Source organism: Kribbella sp. NPDC050124, assembly GCF_044460355.1.
Classification (GTDB): domain Bacteria; phylum Actinomycetota; class Actinomycetes; order Propionibacteriales; family Kribbellaceae; genus Kribbella.
Map to the genome: position 1 here is coordinate 360,731 of NZ_JBITJU010000003.1, position 13,973 is coordinate 374,703.

Annotated in this window: 14 protein-coding genes; 6 read left to right on the forward strand and 8 right to left on the reverse strand. The window is 68.9% G+C overall.

Annotated elements, in window-relative coordinates:
• Positions 1-282: 282 nt before the first annotated feature.
• Positions 283-840, reverse strand: coding sequence for a hypothetical protein (locus ACIBL3_RS11490; RefSeq protein WP_396353199.1), 558 nt, complete (start codon positions 838-840; stop codon positions 283-285).
• Between the two features lie 425 nt (positions 841-1,265).
• On the opposite strand from ACIBL3_RS11490, the gene ACIBL3_RS11495 reads away from it, so the two are divergent.
• From ACIBL3_RS11495 to ACIBL3_RS11520, 6 genes are all read left to right on the forward strand, one after another.
• Positions 1,266-2,165 carry an ABC transporter ATP-binding protein gene (locus ACIBL3_RS11495; RefSeq protein ID WP_396353200.1) on the forward strand — a complete coding sequence of 300 codons (900 nt, stop codon included), beginning with the start codon at positions 1,266-1,268 and terminating at the stop codon, positions 2,163-2,165.
• A complete protein-coding gene (locus ACIBL3_RS11500) occupies positions 2,162-2,896 on the forward strand; it encodes an ABC transporter permease (protein WP_396353201.1) in 735 nt (244 codons plus the stop codon). The genes ACIBL3_RS11495 and ACIBL3_RS11500 overlap by 4 nt, the downstream gene beginning before the upstream one ends.
• Before the next feature lie 24 nt (positions 2,897-2,920).
• Positions 2,921-4,048 (forward strand): sensor histidine kinase, encoded by a 1,128-nt coding sequence (locus ACIBL3_RS11505; RefSeq protein WP_396353202.1) that lies wholly within the window; start codon positions 2,921-2,923, stop codon positions 4,046-4,048.
• Positions 4,045-4,653: a DNA-binding response regulator gene (locus ACIBL3_RS11510; RefSeq protein ID WP_396353203.1), complete on the forward strand. Its 609-nt coding sequence runs from the start codon at positions 4,045-4,047 to the stop codon at positions 4,651-4,653. The genes ACIBL3_RS11505 and ACIBL3_RS11510 overlap by 4 nt, the downstream gene beginning before the upstream one ends.
• A gap of 43 nt (positions 4,654-4,696) precedes the next feature.
• Positions 4,697-5,794 (forward strand): sulfite oxidase, encoded by a 1,098-nt coding sequence (locus ACIBL3_RS11515; RefSeq protein ID WP_396353204.1) that lies wholly within the window; start codon positions 4,697-4,699, stop codon positions 5,792-5,794.
• A gap of 82 nt (positions 5,795-5,876) precedes the next feature.
• Positions 5,877-6,095, forward strand: a complete 219-nt coding sequence (locus ACIBL3_RS11520; RefSeq protein WP_396353205.1) for a hypothetical protein — start codon at positions 5,877-5,879, stop codon at positions 6,093-6,095.
• Here the strand turns inward: ACIBL3_RS11520 and ACIBL3_RS11525 are convergent, their stop codons facing one another.
• The 7 genes from ACIBL3_RS11525 to ACIBL3_RS11555 form a co-directional block, all read right to left on the reverse strand.
• Complete coding sequence (locus tag ACIBL3_RS11525) at positions 6,096-7,532, reverse strand: multicopper oxidase family protein (RefSeq protein ID WP_396353206.1); 1,437 nt, start codon at positions 7,530-7,532, stop codon at positions 6,096-6,098. It abuts the gene before it with no gap.
• A complete protein-coding gene (locus ACIBL3_RS11530) occupies positions 7,525-7,941 on the reverse strand; it encodes a hypothetical protein (protein ID WP_396353207.1) in 417 nt (138 codons plus the stop codon). Before ACIBL3_RS11530 ends, ACIBL3_RS11525 begins: the two co-directional genes overlap by 8 nt.
• Positions 7,938-8,441, reverse strand: coding sequence for a DUF1707 domain-containing protein (locus tag ACIBL3_RS11535; protein ID WP_396353208.1), 504 nt, complete (start codon positions 8,439-8,441; stop codon positions 7,938-7,940). Before ACIBL3_RS11535 ends, ACIBL3_RS11530 begins: the two co-directional genes overlap by 4 nt.
• A gap of 174 nt (positions 8,442-8,615) precedes the next feature.
• Complete coding sequence (locus tag ACIBL3_RS11540) at positions 8,616-9,971, reverse strand: ABC transporter substrate-binding protein (RefSeq protein WP_396353209.1); 1,356 nt, start codon at positions 9,969-9,971, stop codon at positions 8,616-8,618.
• A 10-nt stretch (positions 9,972-9,981) separates the two neighbouring features.
• Positions 9,982-10,863, reverse strand: coding sequence for a carbohydrate ABC transporter permease (locus ACIBL3_RS11545; RefSeq protein WP_396353210.1), 882 nt, complete (start codon positions 10,861-10,863; stop codon positions 9,982-9,984).
• Positions 10,860-11,804, reverse strand: coding sequence for a carbohydrate ABC transporter permease (locus ACIBL3_RS11550; RefSeq protein WP_396353211.1), 945 nt, complete (start codon positions 11,802-11,804; stop codon positions 10,860-10,862). The genes ACIBL3_RS11545 and ACIBL3_RS11550 overlap by 4 nt, the downstream gene beginning before the upstream one ends.
• A gap of 43 nt (positions 11,805-11,847) precedes the next feature.
• Positions 11,848-13,971 (reverse strand): alpha-galactosidase, encoded by a 2,124-nt coding sequence (locus tag ACIBL3_RS11555; RefSeq protein WP_396353212.1) that lies wholly within the window; start codon positions 13,969-13,971, stop codon positions 11,848-11,850.
• Between the last annotated feature and the right edge of the window lie 2 nt (positions 13,972-13,973).

Sequence of the window (13,973 nt, forward strand, 5' to 3'; positions counted from 1 at the left end):
GAAGCGAACTCTGAATCCGATCGAGGCGAAGCGGCACTGGCAGGGTCACCGATCGAGCATAGATTCACCGGAGTGGCCTCGGCGGCCGATCGCGCGATCGGCCGATCACCGCGACCGAGCCGAGGGTCACAACAAGGAGCCGCCTGGCCTGCGAATTCAGGCCGCAACCCGAGTCACCCCACGAGGCCGAGATGCAGGAGTCGGTTTGCGGAAACTTGGTGCCACCTGGTGACAGCAATGTTCCGGAAAGCAGGCAACGAACGTCGCGCGGCACTGGAGCCGTCAGCGGAAGTGGGCGTCGGCGGACGGGAGCGATAGCAGGACGATCACCGCGACCGAGCCGACGGTCGCGACGAGGAGCCGGGTGAGTTGCACGACTCGAGTCCAGGATGGGAATTCGGTACGCGCCGCCGCGACCACAGCGCGCCCATTGAGCGACCGGACCTCAGGATCGGCCGACTTCCGGAAGGCCGAGCACACCACCTGCTCGGCGAAGACCTGGCTCGTCATCACCAGGCCGCCGCCGACGATCGCCAAGCCTGCCAGCACGTACGACGCGACGCGCGCCGGCCCGTAGCCGGCCAGCACCAGTACGGCGACCGCGGTCAGGCACGCCGCGATTCCGTAAGGAAACAAGGCTTCCCGGGCACTCTCCTTGAACTTAACCCGATGCGCACTGAGCACCCCCGCGGACTGCCCCTGCCGAACCACCTCCGCCTCAGCCGCCCGCTCGGCAGCATCCCCGTCCCGCCGCGCCACCCAGGTCAGCAACACAAACCCAACCGCCAGCAACACCTGCAACCCCGCCGCTACAACCACCGAGACCGGCGTCATCCTCACCCCTCCGAGCTTAGTTGAACTAAGTTCAAGAACCATAACAATCAGCTTGAACAAAGTGCAAGAGAGGTCGGTCGGCGGCTCGAGGTCGGCCGTTCGGGATGCCAGCGGCAGTCAGGTCACGGCCGCGGCACTGCGAGCGGATGGCTGCAATCCCCACGTCCGACGGCTCACATCTGCATCTGTAGTTCCTGCTGTCCGTCTTGATCGTTCGGCGTACCTGGGTTTGCCATCTGCCCTGTCCAGGTGTGTCCGGCGCCAATCACCTCGAACCGCGACACCGAGACGCGCACCCCACCGAAGGCGGCAATAGGACAGTCGACGCGAAGCGTTGTCCTTTCAACGTCTCTCCCAACTGACGGATGTCATGGGTGGGGCGTGACGGGCGGGCCAGGGGGACGGCGTCGTACCGGGCGAAGGTTTTCGGTATGACGACACAGACTGCGGTCAGCCTGAGGGGTGTGACCAAGAGGTATGGGGCGGTGCAGGCGGTCGCCGGGGTGGATTTGAGCATCCGGACCGGTGAGGTGGTGGCGTTGCTGGGGCCGAACGGGGCCGGGAAGTCCACCACGATCGAGATGCTGCTCGGGCTGGTGCGGCCCGACCAGGGCAGTGTCCAGGTGTACGGCGGTACGCCGGTCGACGCGATCGCGCAAGGCCGGGTCGGCGTGATGCTGCAGAGCGGCGGCATCATCGAGGACGCCAAGGTGGGCGAGTTGGTGAACCTGGTGGCCGGTCTGCACAAGGACCCGATGCCCGTTGGCGAGGCGCTCGACCGGGCCGGGATCGGTGATCTGGCCGGCCGGAAGATGAAGGGACTGTCCGGCGGGCAGAAGCAGCGGGTGCGGTTCGCGATGGCGATCATCCCGCAGCCGGACCTGATTGTGCTGGACGAGCCGACGACGGGGATGGACGTCGAGGCCCGTCGGGACTTCTGGGCGTCGATGCACGCCGAGACCGCGCGCGGCCGGACCGTGCTGTTCGCCACCCACTACCTGGAAGAAGCCGACGCGTACGCCGACCGCGTCGTCCTCATGCGTAACGGCAAGATCGTTGCCGACGGCACCGCTGCGCAGATCAAGGCGAGTGTGTCCGGCCGCCGGATCCGGGCGACTGTTCCCGGCGCTGATCTGGCGGCGCTCGCGTCGCTGCCCGGCGTACGCAACGTGGAGACTCGCGGCGACGTGGTCCTGATGCAGTGCGCCGACTCCGACGACACCTTGCGCTACCTGCTCGCGAACACGCGGGCGCACGACATCGAAGTGACCTCCGCCGACCTCGAGGACGCCGTCCTGGCCATCGGCGCCGAACAGGAGGCCCTGGCATGAACCGCGACTACTTGATCTTCGACATCCGCCGCACGCTGAGGAACCGCCGGGTGCTGATCTTCGCGATCCTGATGCCGCTGGTGCTGTTCGTCATCTTCGGTGTGACGCTACCGAAGGACGCCAGCGAGGGCGGGATCTCCGCGGTCGCCTACGTGATGGTGAGTATGGCGATGTTCGGCTCGATGTCCGCCGCGATGAGCAGCGGCGGTGTGATCGCGGCCGAGCGCGACGGCGGCTGGAACCGCACGCTCCGGCTCACACCGCTGAAGCCGCAGGCCTACGTGGCCAGCAAAGTGATCCTGTCGCTGCTGCTGGCGCTGCCGCCGCTGCTCGTGGTGTTCCTGTCCGGCATGATCTTCGGCCACGTCCACCTGGACGCCGGCCAGTGGGCGACGGTCGCCCTGGTGTCCTGGCTCGGCGCGCTGCCGTTCGCCGCACTCGGCCTGGTCATCGGGTACGTCGCCAAGCCCGACAGCGTGCAGCCGATCACCGGACTGGCGACGATGCTGATCGCGGCCTTCGGCGGACTGTGGTTGCCGGTGGACCAGATGCCGTCACTGATGAAGCACATTGCCCAGCTGACTCCGGCGTACTGGACCGGGCAGACCTCTCGGAGCGCGCTGACGCAGAGCGGTCTGGACACGCACGCGCTGCTCGTGGTGCTGGCGTGGACCGTCGCACTCGGTGTCATCGGGCTGCGCCGGTTCCGGGCCGACACGGCACGTGCCTGAGGTTCGTGCATTAGCGTGACAGATGTGACGCGGACCCCAACCCTGGTCGAGGCCCTGGCCGAGCGTGGCGACACCCGGCCAGGGCGCTGGGGCTGGATCGCTGCCGGGGTCTGGCTGTTCTACCTGTCCAGCCCGTTGAACGCGATCCTGGACCAGCACGGCGCGACGCGGGTGTTCGGTCTGGTCACCTTGGGCTTGTTCGCCCTTTCGTACCTGGGCTTCTTCGGTTGGGTGCGCCGGATCGGTCTATCCGGCGGGCTGGCGACGTGGCAACGGCTCGCGTACCTGGGCGCGATGCTCGCGCTGACCTTGGCGCTGATCCCGTCGGCCGGCCAGAAGGCGTTGACCTGCTGCGTGTACATCGCCGCGGTCGCGATGATGGCGCTGGAGGTGCGAGCCGGCGTGGCCGTCGTACTCGTGCTCCTCGTCGGCGCCGAGATGTCGATGCGGGTCGTACCGGACTGGACGACGGACAACAGCTACGGGTTCGCGATCTTCCTCGGAGCCTTGGCGGTCTTCGGGATGCGGCGGGCGATCCAGCGCAGTATGGAGCTCGCCAAGACCCGGCAGGACATGGCCGAGCTCGCGGTCCAGGAGGAGCGGAACCGGTTCGCCCGCGATCTGCACGACATCCTGGGCCACTCGCTGACCGTCATCACGGTCAAGGCCGAGCTGGCCGGCCGGCTGATCGCGGCCAACCCCGAACGCGCGAGCGCGGAAGTGGCCGACGTGGAAAGTCTCGCGCGGGCGGCGCTGGCCGACGTACGGGCTGCTGTCGCGGGGTATCGGGAGCTCAGCCTCGCCGGCGAGCTGGTGTCCGCGCGGGCCGCGTTGCGGGCGGCGGAGATCAAAGCCGAGCTGCCGACCACGGTCGACGAGGTCCCGGAGGAGAACCGCGAGCTGTTCGCCTGGGTGGTGCGTGAGGGCGTGACGAACGTCGTACGGCACTCGGGAGCCAAGCGCTGCACGATCCGGCTGAATGCCAACCAGATCGAGGTTCTGGACGACGGGAAGGGGCCGACGCCGGGCGGTGGCGCGTCCGGTCACGGGTTGATGGGGTTGCGGGAGCGGGCGGATCAGGCCGGCGCGGGTGTGGAGGTCGGCCAGGCGCCTGGCGGCGGATTCCGGCTGGCTGTCAGGGTGGGCCCGTGACCATCCGACTGTTGATCGCGGACGACCAGGCCCTGGTTCGCGGGGCGCTCGCCGCGCTGCTGGATCTCGAAGCCGATCTCGAGGTGGTGTCCGAGGTCGGACGCGGCGACGAGGTGATCGAGGCCGCGCGGGCGAACAAGCCCGACGTCGCGCTCCTCGACGTCGAGATGCCTGGGCTGGACGGGATCGAGGCCGCCGCTGCGCTGCGGAGCGCCGTACCCGGGGTGCGGATCCTGATGGTCACGACGTTCGGGCGACCCGGATACCTGCGACGGGCGATGGAGGCCGGTGCGGCCGGGTTCGTCGTCAAGGACACGCCCGCGGCCCAGCTGGCAGACGCCGTACGGCGGGTGCACCAAGGCCTCCGCGTGGTCGATCCATCGCTGGCCGCGGAGACGCTGGTCGCCGGCACGAGCCCGCTCACCGCCCGGGAGTCCGACGTACTGCGGGCAGCCCGGGAAGGCGGGACCGTCGCCGACATCGCGAAGGAGCTCCATCTCTCCGAGGGCACGGTCCGGAACCACCTCTCGGCGGCGATCGGCAAGACCGGCGCCCGCACCCGAGCGGAGGCGGCACGGATCGCGGTCGACAACGGCTGGCTCTGAACCTTCCGCCCAGCATAGGGTTGGACAAGGGGAGGGGATCACGATGTCGATCGAGCAATTCAGCGTGCGGGGGCGGCTGGCGGACACCGGCGAGGGCATCACCGCGGACGAGCTGCAACTCGCAGCGCGGAACCACGGCATGCCACTCGAGGGTCTGCGGTACGACGTCACACCACCCGGACTGCACTACGTCCTGGTGCACTACGACATCCCGGCGACGAACGCGAGCACCTGGTCGCTCAGCATCGACGGATGCGTCGAGCAACCGTTGTCGTTCGGGCTGACCGGGCTGCGGGCGATGGGCCGCCGTACCGTGCGCGTCACCTTGGAGTGCGCGGGCAACGGACGCGCGGCGCTCCAGCCGCGGCCGATCAGCCAGCCCTGGCTGAACGAAGCAGTCGGTACGGCGGAATGGACCGGCGTGCTGCTGTCCGACCTGTTGCGGCTGGCCGGGATCCGCGAGGACGCCGTGGACGTCGTGTTCACCGGCGCGGACCACGGGGTCGAGCGCGGGGTCGAGCAGGACTACCAGCGTGGATTGTCGGTCACCGAGGCGATCGACTCCGGCGCGATCGTCGCCTGGGAGATGAACGGTCAGCCGTTGCCGCCGCAACACGGGTATCCGCTGCGCCTCGTCGTACCCGGCTGGTACGGGATGGCGAGTGTGAAGTGGTTGCGCTCGATCGAGCTGATCGACCACGAGTTCACCGGGTACCAGAACGCGGTCGCCTACCGGATCCGGAAGAACGCCGACGATCCCGGTGAGCCGGTGACGCGGATCCAGCCGCGGGCGCTGCTGGTCCCGCCCGGCTTCCCGGACTTCATGAGCCGCCACCGGTTCGTTGCCGCTGGCACCGTTACGCTGCACGGCCGGGCCTGGTCCGGCTGGGCGCCGATCGAACGGGTCGAGATCAGCGTGGACGCCGGGGTCAACTGGGAGACCGCGAAGTTGGATGCCGTCGGCAACGACGAGCTGGCCTGGCGCGGTTTCAGCCACGACTGGGAGGCCACTCCCGGCGAGCACGTCGTCACCGTCCGCGCCGTCGACGCCAGCGGTCGCGAGCAACCGATCGAGGCCGACTGGAACCGCGGCGGCTTCGCCAACAACACCGCGCAGCGGATCACCGTCATCGTCACCTGAAACGCGTGTCGTTGGGCGGTTCCGGGGCCGGGCAGTCACATCCTGGAGACGTACACGGTCTCACTCTCGTAGGAGTGTTGCGGTGAACGATCTGGGTGTTGAGGTGCACTTGCACGCACGGGTGTTCCGTACGGCGGGCGAGTGGTACGCCGACGTCGACGACGAGCTCGACCCACAGCCGGACGACCCGTTCTGGTGTGGCTCCTACCAGTCCCAGCGGGCCGCGATCGACGCGGCGTGCGCGCGGATCGCGGCGATGCAACTGGCGAACACGACACGACTCAGCGAACAGGCGTCCTGATCACTCCGGCTCGTTCTGCGCCGGGCCACCGATCCGGTACGGCGTACTGACGCCTTCGTACATCAGGTGCGTCATCAAGCCTTCCGACGCGTGCGGGAGGTTGTGGCAGTGGTCCATCCAGACTCCCGGGTTGTCGGCCAGGAAGGCGATCTCGTACGTCTCGTCGTCGCCGACCTCGAGCGTGTCGACCCACCAGGGCGCCCCGGTCGCCGCGACACCGTTGCGGGACAGCACGACCGCGTGGTGCCCGTGCAGGTGCATCGGATGCGCCTGGCCGCTGGTGTTCGAGATCGTCATCCGTACGACGTCGCCCTCGGCCACCATGAACATCGGCACGTCCGGGAACTTGTGCCCGTTGATCGTCCACCACAGCCCCGGCATCCCGTCGAGGAACCCGGGCCGGCGGCCGATCCGGTACTCGAACTTCCGGTCCGCCTTCGCCGGGTCGATCCCCAGCGGCGCCGGCGTACCGTAGCTGAGCAGGTCAACGGTCTCCCCCGGCAACTCCCCGGTCGGCGCGTTGGCCCCGATCCCCAACGACAGCGTCGAAGATCCCGCCACCAACCGCATGCCACCGGCAGGCACCACCGCCTCGAGATCCGCCCGCGCTCCGGCCGCCAACGGGAACGCAGCCGTGACCGGTGTCGGCCCGTTCAGGTCCCGTCCGTCGACCGCGACCACCTTGTACGGCGTCCCGAGCAGCCCGACCCGCAGGATCGCGTTGTCGGTGTTGATCACCCGTACGCGAGCCTTCGTACCGACGGGCAGGTCGACCTGCTGAGTCCCCGTCCGGCCGTTGATCGTGCGCTTGCCGTCGTACGTATGGATCGCCGCGATCACCTCACCAGGCTGCTCGGGCGCGATCACGATCGTGCCGAACAGACCGCCCCTGACCTCCTCGCTGGACACCTGGTGCGAGTGGTACCAGTACGTCCCCGCCTCGTCGGCCGTGAAGCGGTAAACGTGCTTCTGCCCGATCGGTACGGCGTCCTGCGTCACGCCGGCCACCCCGTCTTCGGCGTTCGGTACGTCGATCCCGTGCCAGTGCAGCGTGGCGCCGTCCGGGATGTTGTCGTTGACCAGCGTCACCTGGACCAGATCGCCGACCTTCGCCCGGATCAGCGGGCCCGGTGACGTCCCGTTGAGGGTGTAGCCGTCCATGGCTTCACCACTGGCCAGCTGGAACTTCGTCTTTCGTGCGGTCAGCGTGACGTCGACATCCGGGGTTCCGGTCTTCGGTCCGGTGAGGTCGGCGACGCTGGTCCCACCGTGATGGTGCTCGTGTCCCCCGGCCGGGCCGCCGCCATAGTCCGCGTACCCCATGTCTGTGGCCGAGTAGTCGTTGGGGACCAGGCTGGTCGCCCAGAGGTACCCCAGCGGTGCGAGCACCGCCAGGGTCACTCCGAGGGCGATCAGCTGCCGTCTTCGGTTAGACATTGGCTGTCTGCTGCGCCGGGACCTCGGTCGAGCGACGGGCCGCCGCACCCGCGACACCGGCGATGGCCAGGCCGTTGATGCCGTGCAGGACGCCGAGCGCCGGGACGCCGAAGGCCGCCACCGCGAGGGCGAACTGGACGACGACCAGGCCGACGATGATCGCGGCCAGCGACCGGCCGCGCGGGACGTCGGTCAGGAAGGACACGATCAGCAGGATCAGCGCGAGCAGGCCGATCGCCGTACCGGCGATGCTGTGGTAGCTCTGGCCGAAGTTGCTGTAGTCCGCGCCGATCGCGACCCCGTCGCCGGCGTCCTTCGACACCGTGAACCCGGCCATCGCGATCGCCGCGACCTGCAGGACGACGGCGATCGCGATGCCGAGGCTGAGCACCCGGTAGGTGGTCCTCATGCCCGACCCTCCTGCCGGCGCCTCCGCACGAAGAACACCGCGGCCCCGATCAGCAGCAGCGGCAGAATCGGCGGATGCCCGCCACCCACCACGCAACCGAAGGAGACGATCAGCGCGATCGCAGCCAGCGCGATCAGCAACGGCAACGGGATCTTCCCCAACGGCCCCCGAGCCGCCCACGGCGGGCGTCCGGGCCCACGCGGCCCGGTGCCGGCGCTCTGCGCGGCGCCCTCCGGCGCCGTCCACGGCGGCTTGGTCCAGCCCCACGGGCCGCCCCAGGCTTCGCCCGCCTCGGCACCGGCCCGGTGTCCGCCTGGGAGGTCCGAGAAGAGGGTTGCCAGGTCGGCGTCCGTTTTGGCCTCGAGGGCGCGGCCGATGCGTTCGGTGTGCTCCTCGGCGGTCAGCCGGCCGGCTTCGAAGTGCTCGCCCAGCCGCTTGACCGCGTCCTCGCGTTCCTTGTCGCCGATGCGGATCGGTCCGCCCGGCCTCTCGTCGTTCATCTCAGACACTCCTCGGTGCTCGCAGTTGTTTCGACTGCACCAAGGTTGTCCTCGAACACCCCCTGACCGCGTCGCCTCGGCGGCGACACCTCACCTACCCCCGGAGGAGCACGCTGCGCCCTCGGACGCAGTACGACGTACTCCCCCGGGCGTAGGCCGACCCCGGGGAAACCCTCAGGCGTTCGCGGAGAGGATCTTGTTCACCTCGTCGTTGGCCTTCGTGAGTGAGCTGGGTTCGGCCTCGAACGACATCACCGCGTCCATCGCCGGAGTCATCACCGCGGTGACGTCCGCCGCGTTCGGGTTGGCCGGGTACGGGAACACGTCACCGGCCTCGACCGGCTCCAGGAACGGCGTCACGTCCCAGCCGTTCTTCCCGAACGCCTCCTTCGCAGCCGGCATGCTCGCCGCCACCGCCGGGAACACCACGCCCGCCTTCGCGACGATGTCCTGCGCGGTCTTCGAGCCGAGGAACTTCACCCAGGCCCAGGACGCGTCCCGCCGGGTGGTCCCGGCCCAGATGGTGTCCGCGAGCCCGTTCATCATCGACATCCGCTTGCCGACCGGCCCGACCGGCAGCCGGGCCAGCTTGGTCTTCACCTGCTTCAGCCCGGCGTAGGTGGCGAGCATCCAGGACCCGTTCGGGGTCATCCCGTACTTCCCCGCACCGAAGGAGGTGGTCACGTCCACGCCGGACTTCGCCTGCGCGTACGTCGGCATGTACCCCTTGGTGATGAGGCCGCGCCACCACCCGATCGTGTCGGTGAACTTCGGGTCGCCGTAGAAGAACTTCGTCCCCCACGGCTCGCCCTCGGAGTACTTCCACCCGTTGATCGCGGCGTACCAGCTCCAGCTGGTCTGACCGTCGCCACCACCGGCGTCGGCGTACCCGAGCCCGTAGACCTTGACGTCGTCCTTGTCGAACCCGGGCTGGTCGCCACGCCGGCCCTTGGAGTCGACCGTCAGCCGGCGGACGATCTCCTCGAACGTGCCGCCGTCCTGCGGGTTCCAGGTCATCGAGTTCAGCTGCTCGGCGCTGATCCCGGCCTGCTCGGTGAAGGTGCTGTTGTAGAAGTAGACCTCGGTGTCCCAGTCCTTCGGCAGTCCGTACCGCTTGCCGTCGGCGCCGATCCAGCGGTCGGCCAGGCCCTTCTGGTAGATGCTCAGATCAACGTTGTCCTTGGCAACGAAATCGTCGATGGCGAGCACCTGGCCCTTGTCGGCGAACAGCGGGTACTTCGACGAGTGCCCGGTGAACACGTCCGGCGCGGTGTCGGAGATGAACCCGGTCACCAGCTTGGACCAGTAGTCGTTCCAGCCGTACTGCTCGATCTTCACGGAGTACTGCGGGTTCTGCTCGTGGAACACCTTCGCGCACTCGGTGTACATCGGCAGCTGGGCGGAGTCCCAGAGCCAGTAGATGACTTCGCCCTCGCCGCGCGCGGCCGCGCCGTTGTTGCACCCGGCCACCGCCGACGCCGCCAGTCCGGCCAGTCCCGCCTTGAGCAACGTGCGTCTCGTCATGGTCATTGGAGACACCTCACTTGATCCCGGAGAAACCGATGGAGTTGGTGATCTTCTTGGCGAACGCGCAGAACAGCACGATCATCGGCAGCGCCGCGACCAGCGCGGCGGCCATCAGCCCGGCCCAGTCCGGCCCGCCCTGCGGGGTCTGCGACCGGAACACGCCGAGCGCGACCGTCAGCACCCTGACGTTCTCCTGCTGCCCGACCAGCAACGGCCAGAAGTACTCGTTCCAGGAGTTGATGTAGGTCAGGATCGCCAGCGTGCTGATCGGCGCCGCGCTGATCGGGATGATCAGGCGGAAGAAGATCTTGCGGTGCCCGGCGCCGTCGATCATCGCCGCCTCCTCCAGCTCCCGGCTGATGCCGAGGAAGAACTGGCGCAGGAAGAAGATCGCGAACGGCGTCATGAACGCGCTCGGCAAGATGATGCCGGCGAAGCTGTTCAGCAGCCCGAGGCTCTTGATCAGCGCGAAGTTCGGCAGCGTGGTGAAGATCGGCGGCACCATCAGCGCGGCCAGGAACAGCGCGAACACCTTGTCGCGCCCGGGCCAGCGCAGCCGGGCGAACGCGTACGCCGCCATCGCGCTGAAGAACACCTGGCAGATCGTGGTGACCGTTGCCACGATCACCGAGTTGCGCAGGTACAGCCAGAAGTTCACCGAGGCGCCGGAACCACCCTGCGCCTGCGCCTCCTCCAGCGTGGACAGCCCGAGCACCCGCTTGAACGCGCCGAGCGTGGTCTCGACCGGGAGCAGCGAGTTCGGGTGCCCGGCGAGCTGGGTGTTGTCGGACAGCGCCGTACGCAGCATCCAGTAGAACGGGAACAGCGTGACCAGCATCAGTACGACGAGGCACGCCCAGGCGACGACCCGGCCGGCGTTGAGTTCCTTCCTCATGCCAGGTCACTCTCCTTGGCCCGGAGCAGCCGCAACTGCAGCAGCGAGACGACCGCGAGGATGGCGAACAGCACCATCGCCATCGCGGAGGCGTAGCCGAAGTCGAACCGGGTGAACGCCCGCTCGTAGATGTAGTAGTAGATGACCCGGGTCGCGTTGATCGGGCCACCGGCCGTCGTCACCGCGACGGTGTCGAAGATCTGGAACGAGCCGATCATGGTGACCACCAGGACCATCACCAGGACCGGCCGCAGCAGCGGCAGCGTGATCCGCCAGAACGTCCGCCACTCGGTCGAGCCGTCCACCTCGGCGGCCTCGTAGACGTACTTCGGGATCATCTGCAGCCCGGCGAACACCAGCAGCGCGGTGTAGCCCATGTGCCGCCAGATGTTGATCCCGGCGATGGTCGGGATCGCCCACTGCGACTCGCCGAAGAAGGCGACCGGGTCGATCCCGATCCAGGTCAGGCCGCGGTTCACGATGCCGACCTGGAAGTCGAGCATCCAGTACCAGGCCAGCGCGACCACCACGTTCGCGACCAGGTACGGCAGCAGCACCACCGCCCGGACCGTGATCGACTGGGTCAGCCGGTACATCAGCATCGCGATGCCGACGGCCAGCACGGTCTGGATGCCGATGTTGATCACGACGTACTCGACCGTGACCACCAGCGCGTTCCAGAACAGGCTGTCCTGCACCATCCGCTCGTAGTTGGCCAGGCCGTTGAAGTCGGGCGCGGACAGCAGGCTGTACTCGGTGAAGCTCAGGTACGCGCCGCGCAGCGTCGGCCAGATGTAGAACACGACGAAGCCCAGCGATGCCGGAGCCAGGAAGATCATCGCGACCTTCAGGTCCCCCAGGCTGCGCCGTCTGGGCGGCGCAGCCTGCTCCCCGTGACTTCGTCTGCTGCTTCTCGGTGGTGCGTTGGTGGTCGCGGTCACGGGGATCTCCTTCTCGATCGGCGATCGCCTAGGCCCTGGACGGCTAGTCGATCGCAGTCACATCCAGCAACATCGCGTTCTCGGGCCACTGCGCCGGGATCTGCACCCCGACCGCGCCCAGCGCCGCACCGGTCAACTCCACCTGTCCACCGTCGGTCGCCCACGAGACAGCGCGCGACTCCGGTCCGGGTGTCGCCGTCTTGCGCACCCGGTAGGTCCGGGTCGGCTCGAGCCCGGGCAGCCGGACCCGGCCGACGGCCGAGGTGATCGACTGGGTCAGTTGTACGGCGGCGTACACGGCCCGCGAGCCGTCCTGCGCCACCACGCCGTGCAGCAGGAAGTCGTCCGGACCGCGGTCGGCGCGGACCACGCGTCCGGTGTGCAGCAGGGGCCGCAGCTCCTTGTGCAGGGCGACCCAGCCTTTGAGTTCCGCGCGCTCCTCGGGCGTGGCGGAGGCGATATCCCACTCGATGCCGAAGTGGCCGAACAGCGCGGTGATCGCGCGGAACGACAGCACCTGGGTGCGACCGGTGGTGTGCGCCCGCGGCGGGCCGACGTGGCAGCCGATCAGCTCCGGCGGCAGCAGCAGCTGGGTGTAGCGCTGGATCTTCTGCCGCTCCAGCGCGTCGTTGCTGTCACTGCCCCAGACCCGGTCGGTGCGCTCCAGGATGCCGAGGTCGACGCGGGCGCCGCCGGACGAGCACGACTCGATCTCCAGGCCCGGGTGCCGCCGCTTCAGCTCGTCGATCAGCCGGTACACCGCGAGCGTCTGCGCGTGGATGCCGGCCGTCCCGGTCAGCTGGTCGCCGCCGTCGACGAAGTCCCGGTTGTGGTCCCACTTCAGGTAGGCGATGTCGTACTCGGTCAGCAGCGCGTCGAGCCGCTCGAGGATGTAGTCGTACGCCGCCGGGACGCCGAGGTTCAGGCCTTGCTGGTGCCGCGCGGTCGGCGGCATCCGGTGGCCGGTGGCAAGGATCCAGTCCGGGTGCTCGCGGGCCAGGTCGGAGTCCGGGTTCACCATCTCCGGCTCGACCCAGAGCCCGAACTGCAGCCCGAGTCCGCGCACGTGGTCGACCAGCGGGTGCAGCCCCTTCGGCCAGATCCCCTCGTCGACGTACCAGTCGCCGAGCCCGGCGTGGTCGTCGCGCCGGCCGCGGAACCAGCCGTCGTCGAGCACGAACCGCTCGGCGCCGACCTCGGCCGCCGCGTCCGCGAGCGCCTTCAGCTTGTCCAGGTCGAGGTCGAAGTAGACCGCTTCCCAGGTGTTCAGTACGACGGGACGCTCGGTCTTCGGGTGGTTGTCCCGGGCCCGCAGGAACTCGTGGAAGCGGGCGGACAGTTCGTCGAGCCCGACGCCGTACGATCCGTAGATCCACGGCGAGCTGTAGGTGCCCGCGGCTTCCAGGCGGCCCTCGCCCGGCAGCAGGAGCTCGCCGCCGCCGATCACGCCGTACCCGCTCATCCCGCGCTCGGCGTAGGACCGGTGGTTGCCGCTCCAGGCGGTGTGGACGGACCAGATCTCGCCGGTGCCGAAGTCGAAGCCGGGGGTGCCGGCGATCAGCAGCAGGGTGGCGTCGGCGCCGGTGCGGCCGCGGCGGTTGTCGCGGATGTGCGCGCCCTGGGTGAACGCGTGCCGCTGCGGGTGCCGCTCGCCGATGTGCCGGCCGGTCATGTCGAGCAGCTCGGTCGCCTCGGTCGGGACCGGCAGCGCGAGCACGAGCCCGTCCACCGTGTACGGCGTCGCGCCGGTGTTGGTGAGGTCCGCCTTCGCCCGGACCAGGCCCGAGTCCGTCAGCTCGATGGTGAGCCGGATCGTCAGGCCGGCCTCGTCGTCCACGGCGTCGGCCTGCACGGTGTTGCCGGTCTGGGCGACGCTGGTCAGGCGGAAGGCCGCGGAGAAGTTCCGGCCGTCCCGGTGGCCGCTGAGGCCCGGCAGGCCGAACCAGCCGGTCGCGTACTCCGGCACGATCGCGACGGGCTGGTTGTCGTCCAGGCCGTTGCCGTCCTGGACCGCGCCGGCCCCACGCCTCAGATCCAGCAGAGCCTGCCCGGTCAGCTCACCCAGGTCCGCGCCCCAGTGCAGGACCGACGGAAGGGCGGGACCGGAGCAGTCCAGCACCAGACTGACCCCGGCAGCCCGGAGCTGCAGTACCTCGATGTTCGACACTG

Coding starts and splice junctions, on each gene's coding strand:
- ACIBL3_RS11545 (WP_396353210.1), bottom strand. CDS start 10,863: ATGAGGAAGGAACTCAACGCCGGCCGGGTCGTCGCCTGGGCGTGCCTC.
- ACIBL3_RS11540 (WP_396353209.1), bottom strand. CDS start 9,971: ATGACCATGACGAGACGCACGTTGCTCAAGGCGGGACTGGCCGGACTG.
- ACIBL3_RS11525 (WP_396353206.1), bottom strand. CDS start 7,532: ATGTCTAACCGAAGACGGCAGCTGATCGCCCTCGGAGTGACCCTGGCG.
- ACIBL3_RS11515 (WP_396353204.1), top strand. CDS start 4,697: ATGTCGATCGAGCAATTCAGCGTGCGGGGGCGGCTGGCGGACACCGGC.
- ACIBL3_RS11495 (WP_396353200.1), top strand. CDS start 1,266: ATGACGACACAGACTGCGGTCAGCCTGAGGGGTGTGACCAAGAGGTAT.
- ACIBL3_RS11500 (WP_396353201.1), top strand. CDS start 2,162: ATGAACCGCGACTACTTGATCTTCGACATCCGCCGCACGCTGAGGAAC.
- ACIBL3_RS11535 (WP_396353208.1), bottom strand. CDS start 8,441: ATGAACGACGAGAGGCCGGGCGGACCGATCCGCATCGGCGACAAGGAA.
- ACIBL3_RS11530 (WP_396353207.1), bottom strand. CDS start 7,941: ATGAGGACCACCTACCGGGTGCTCAGCCTCGGCATCGCGATCGCCGTC.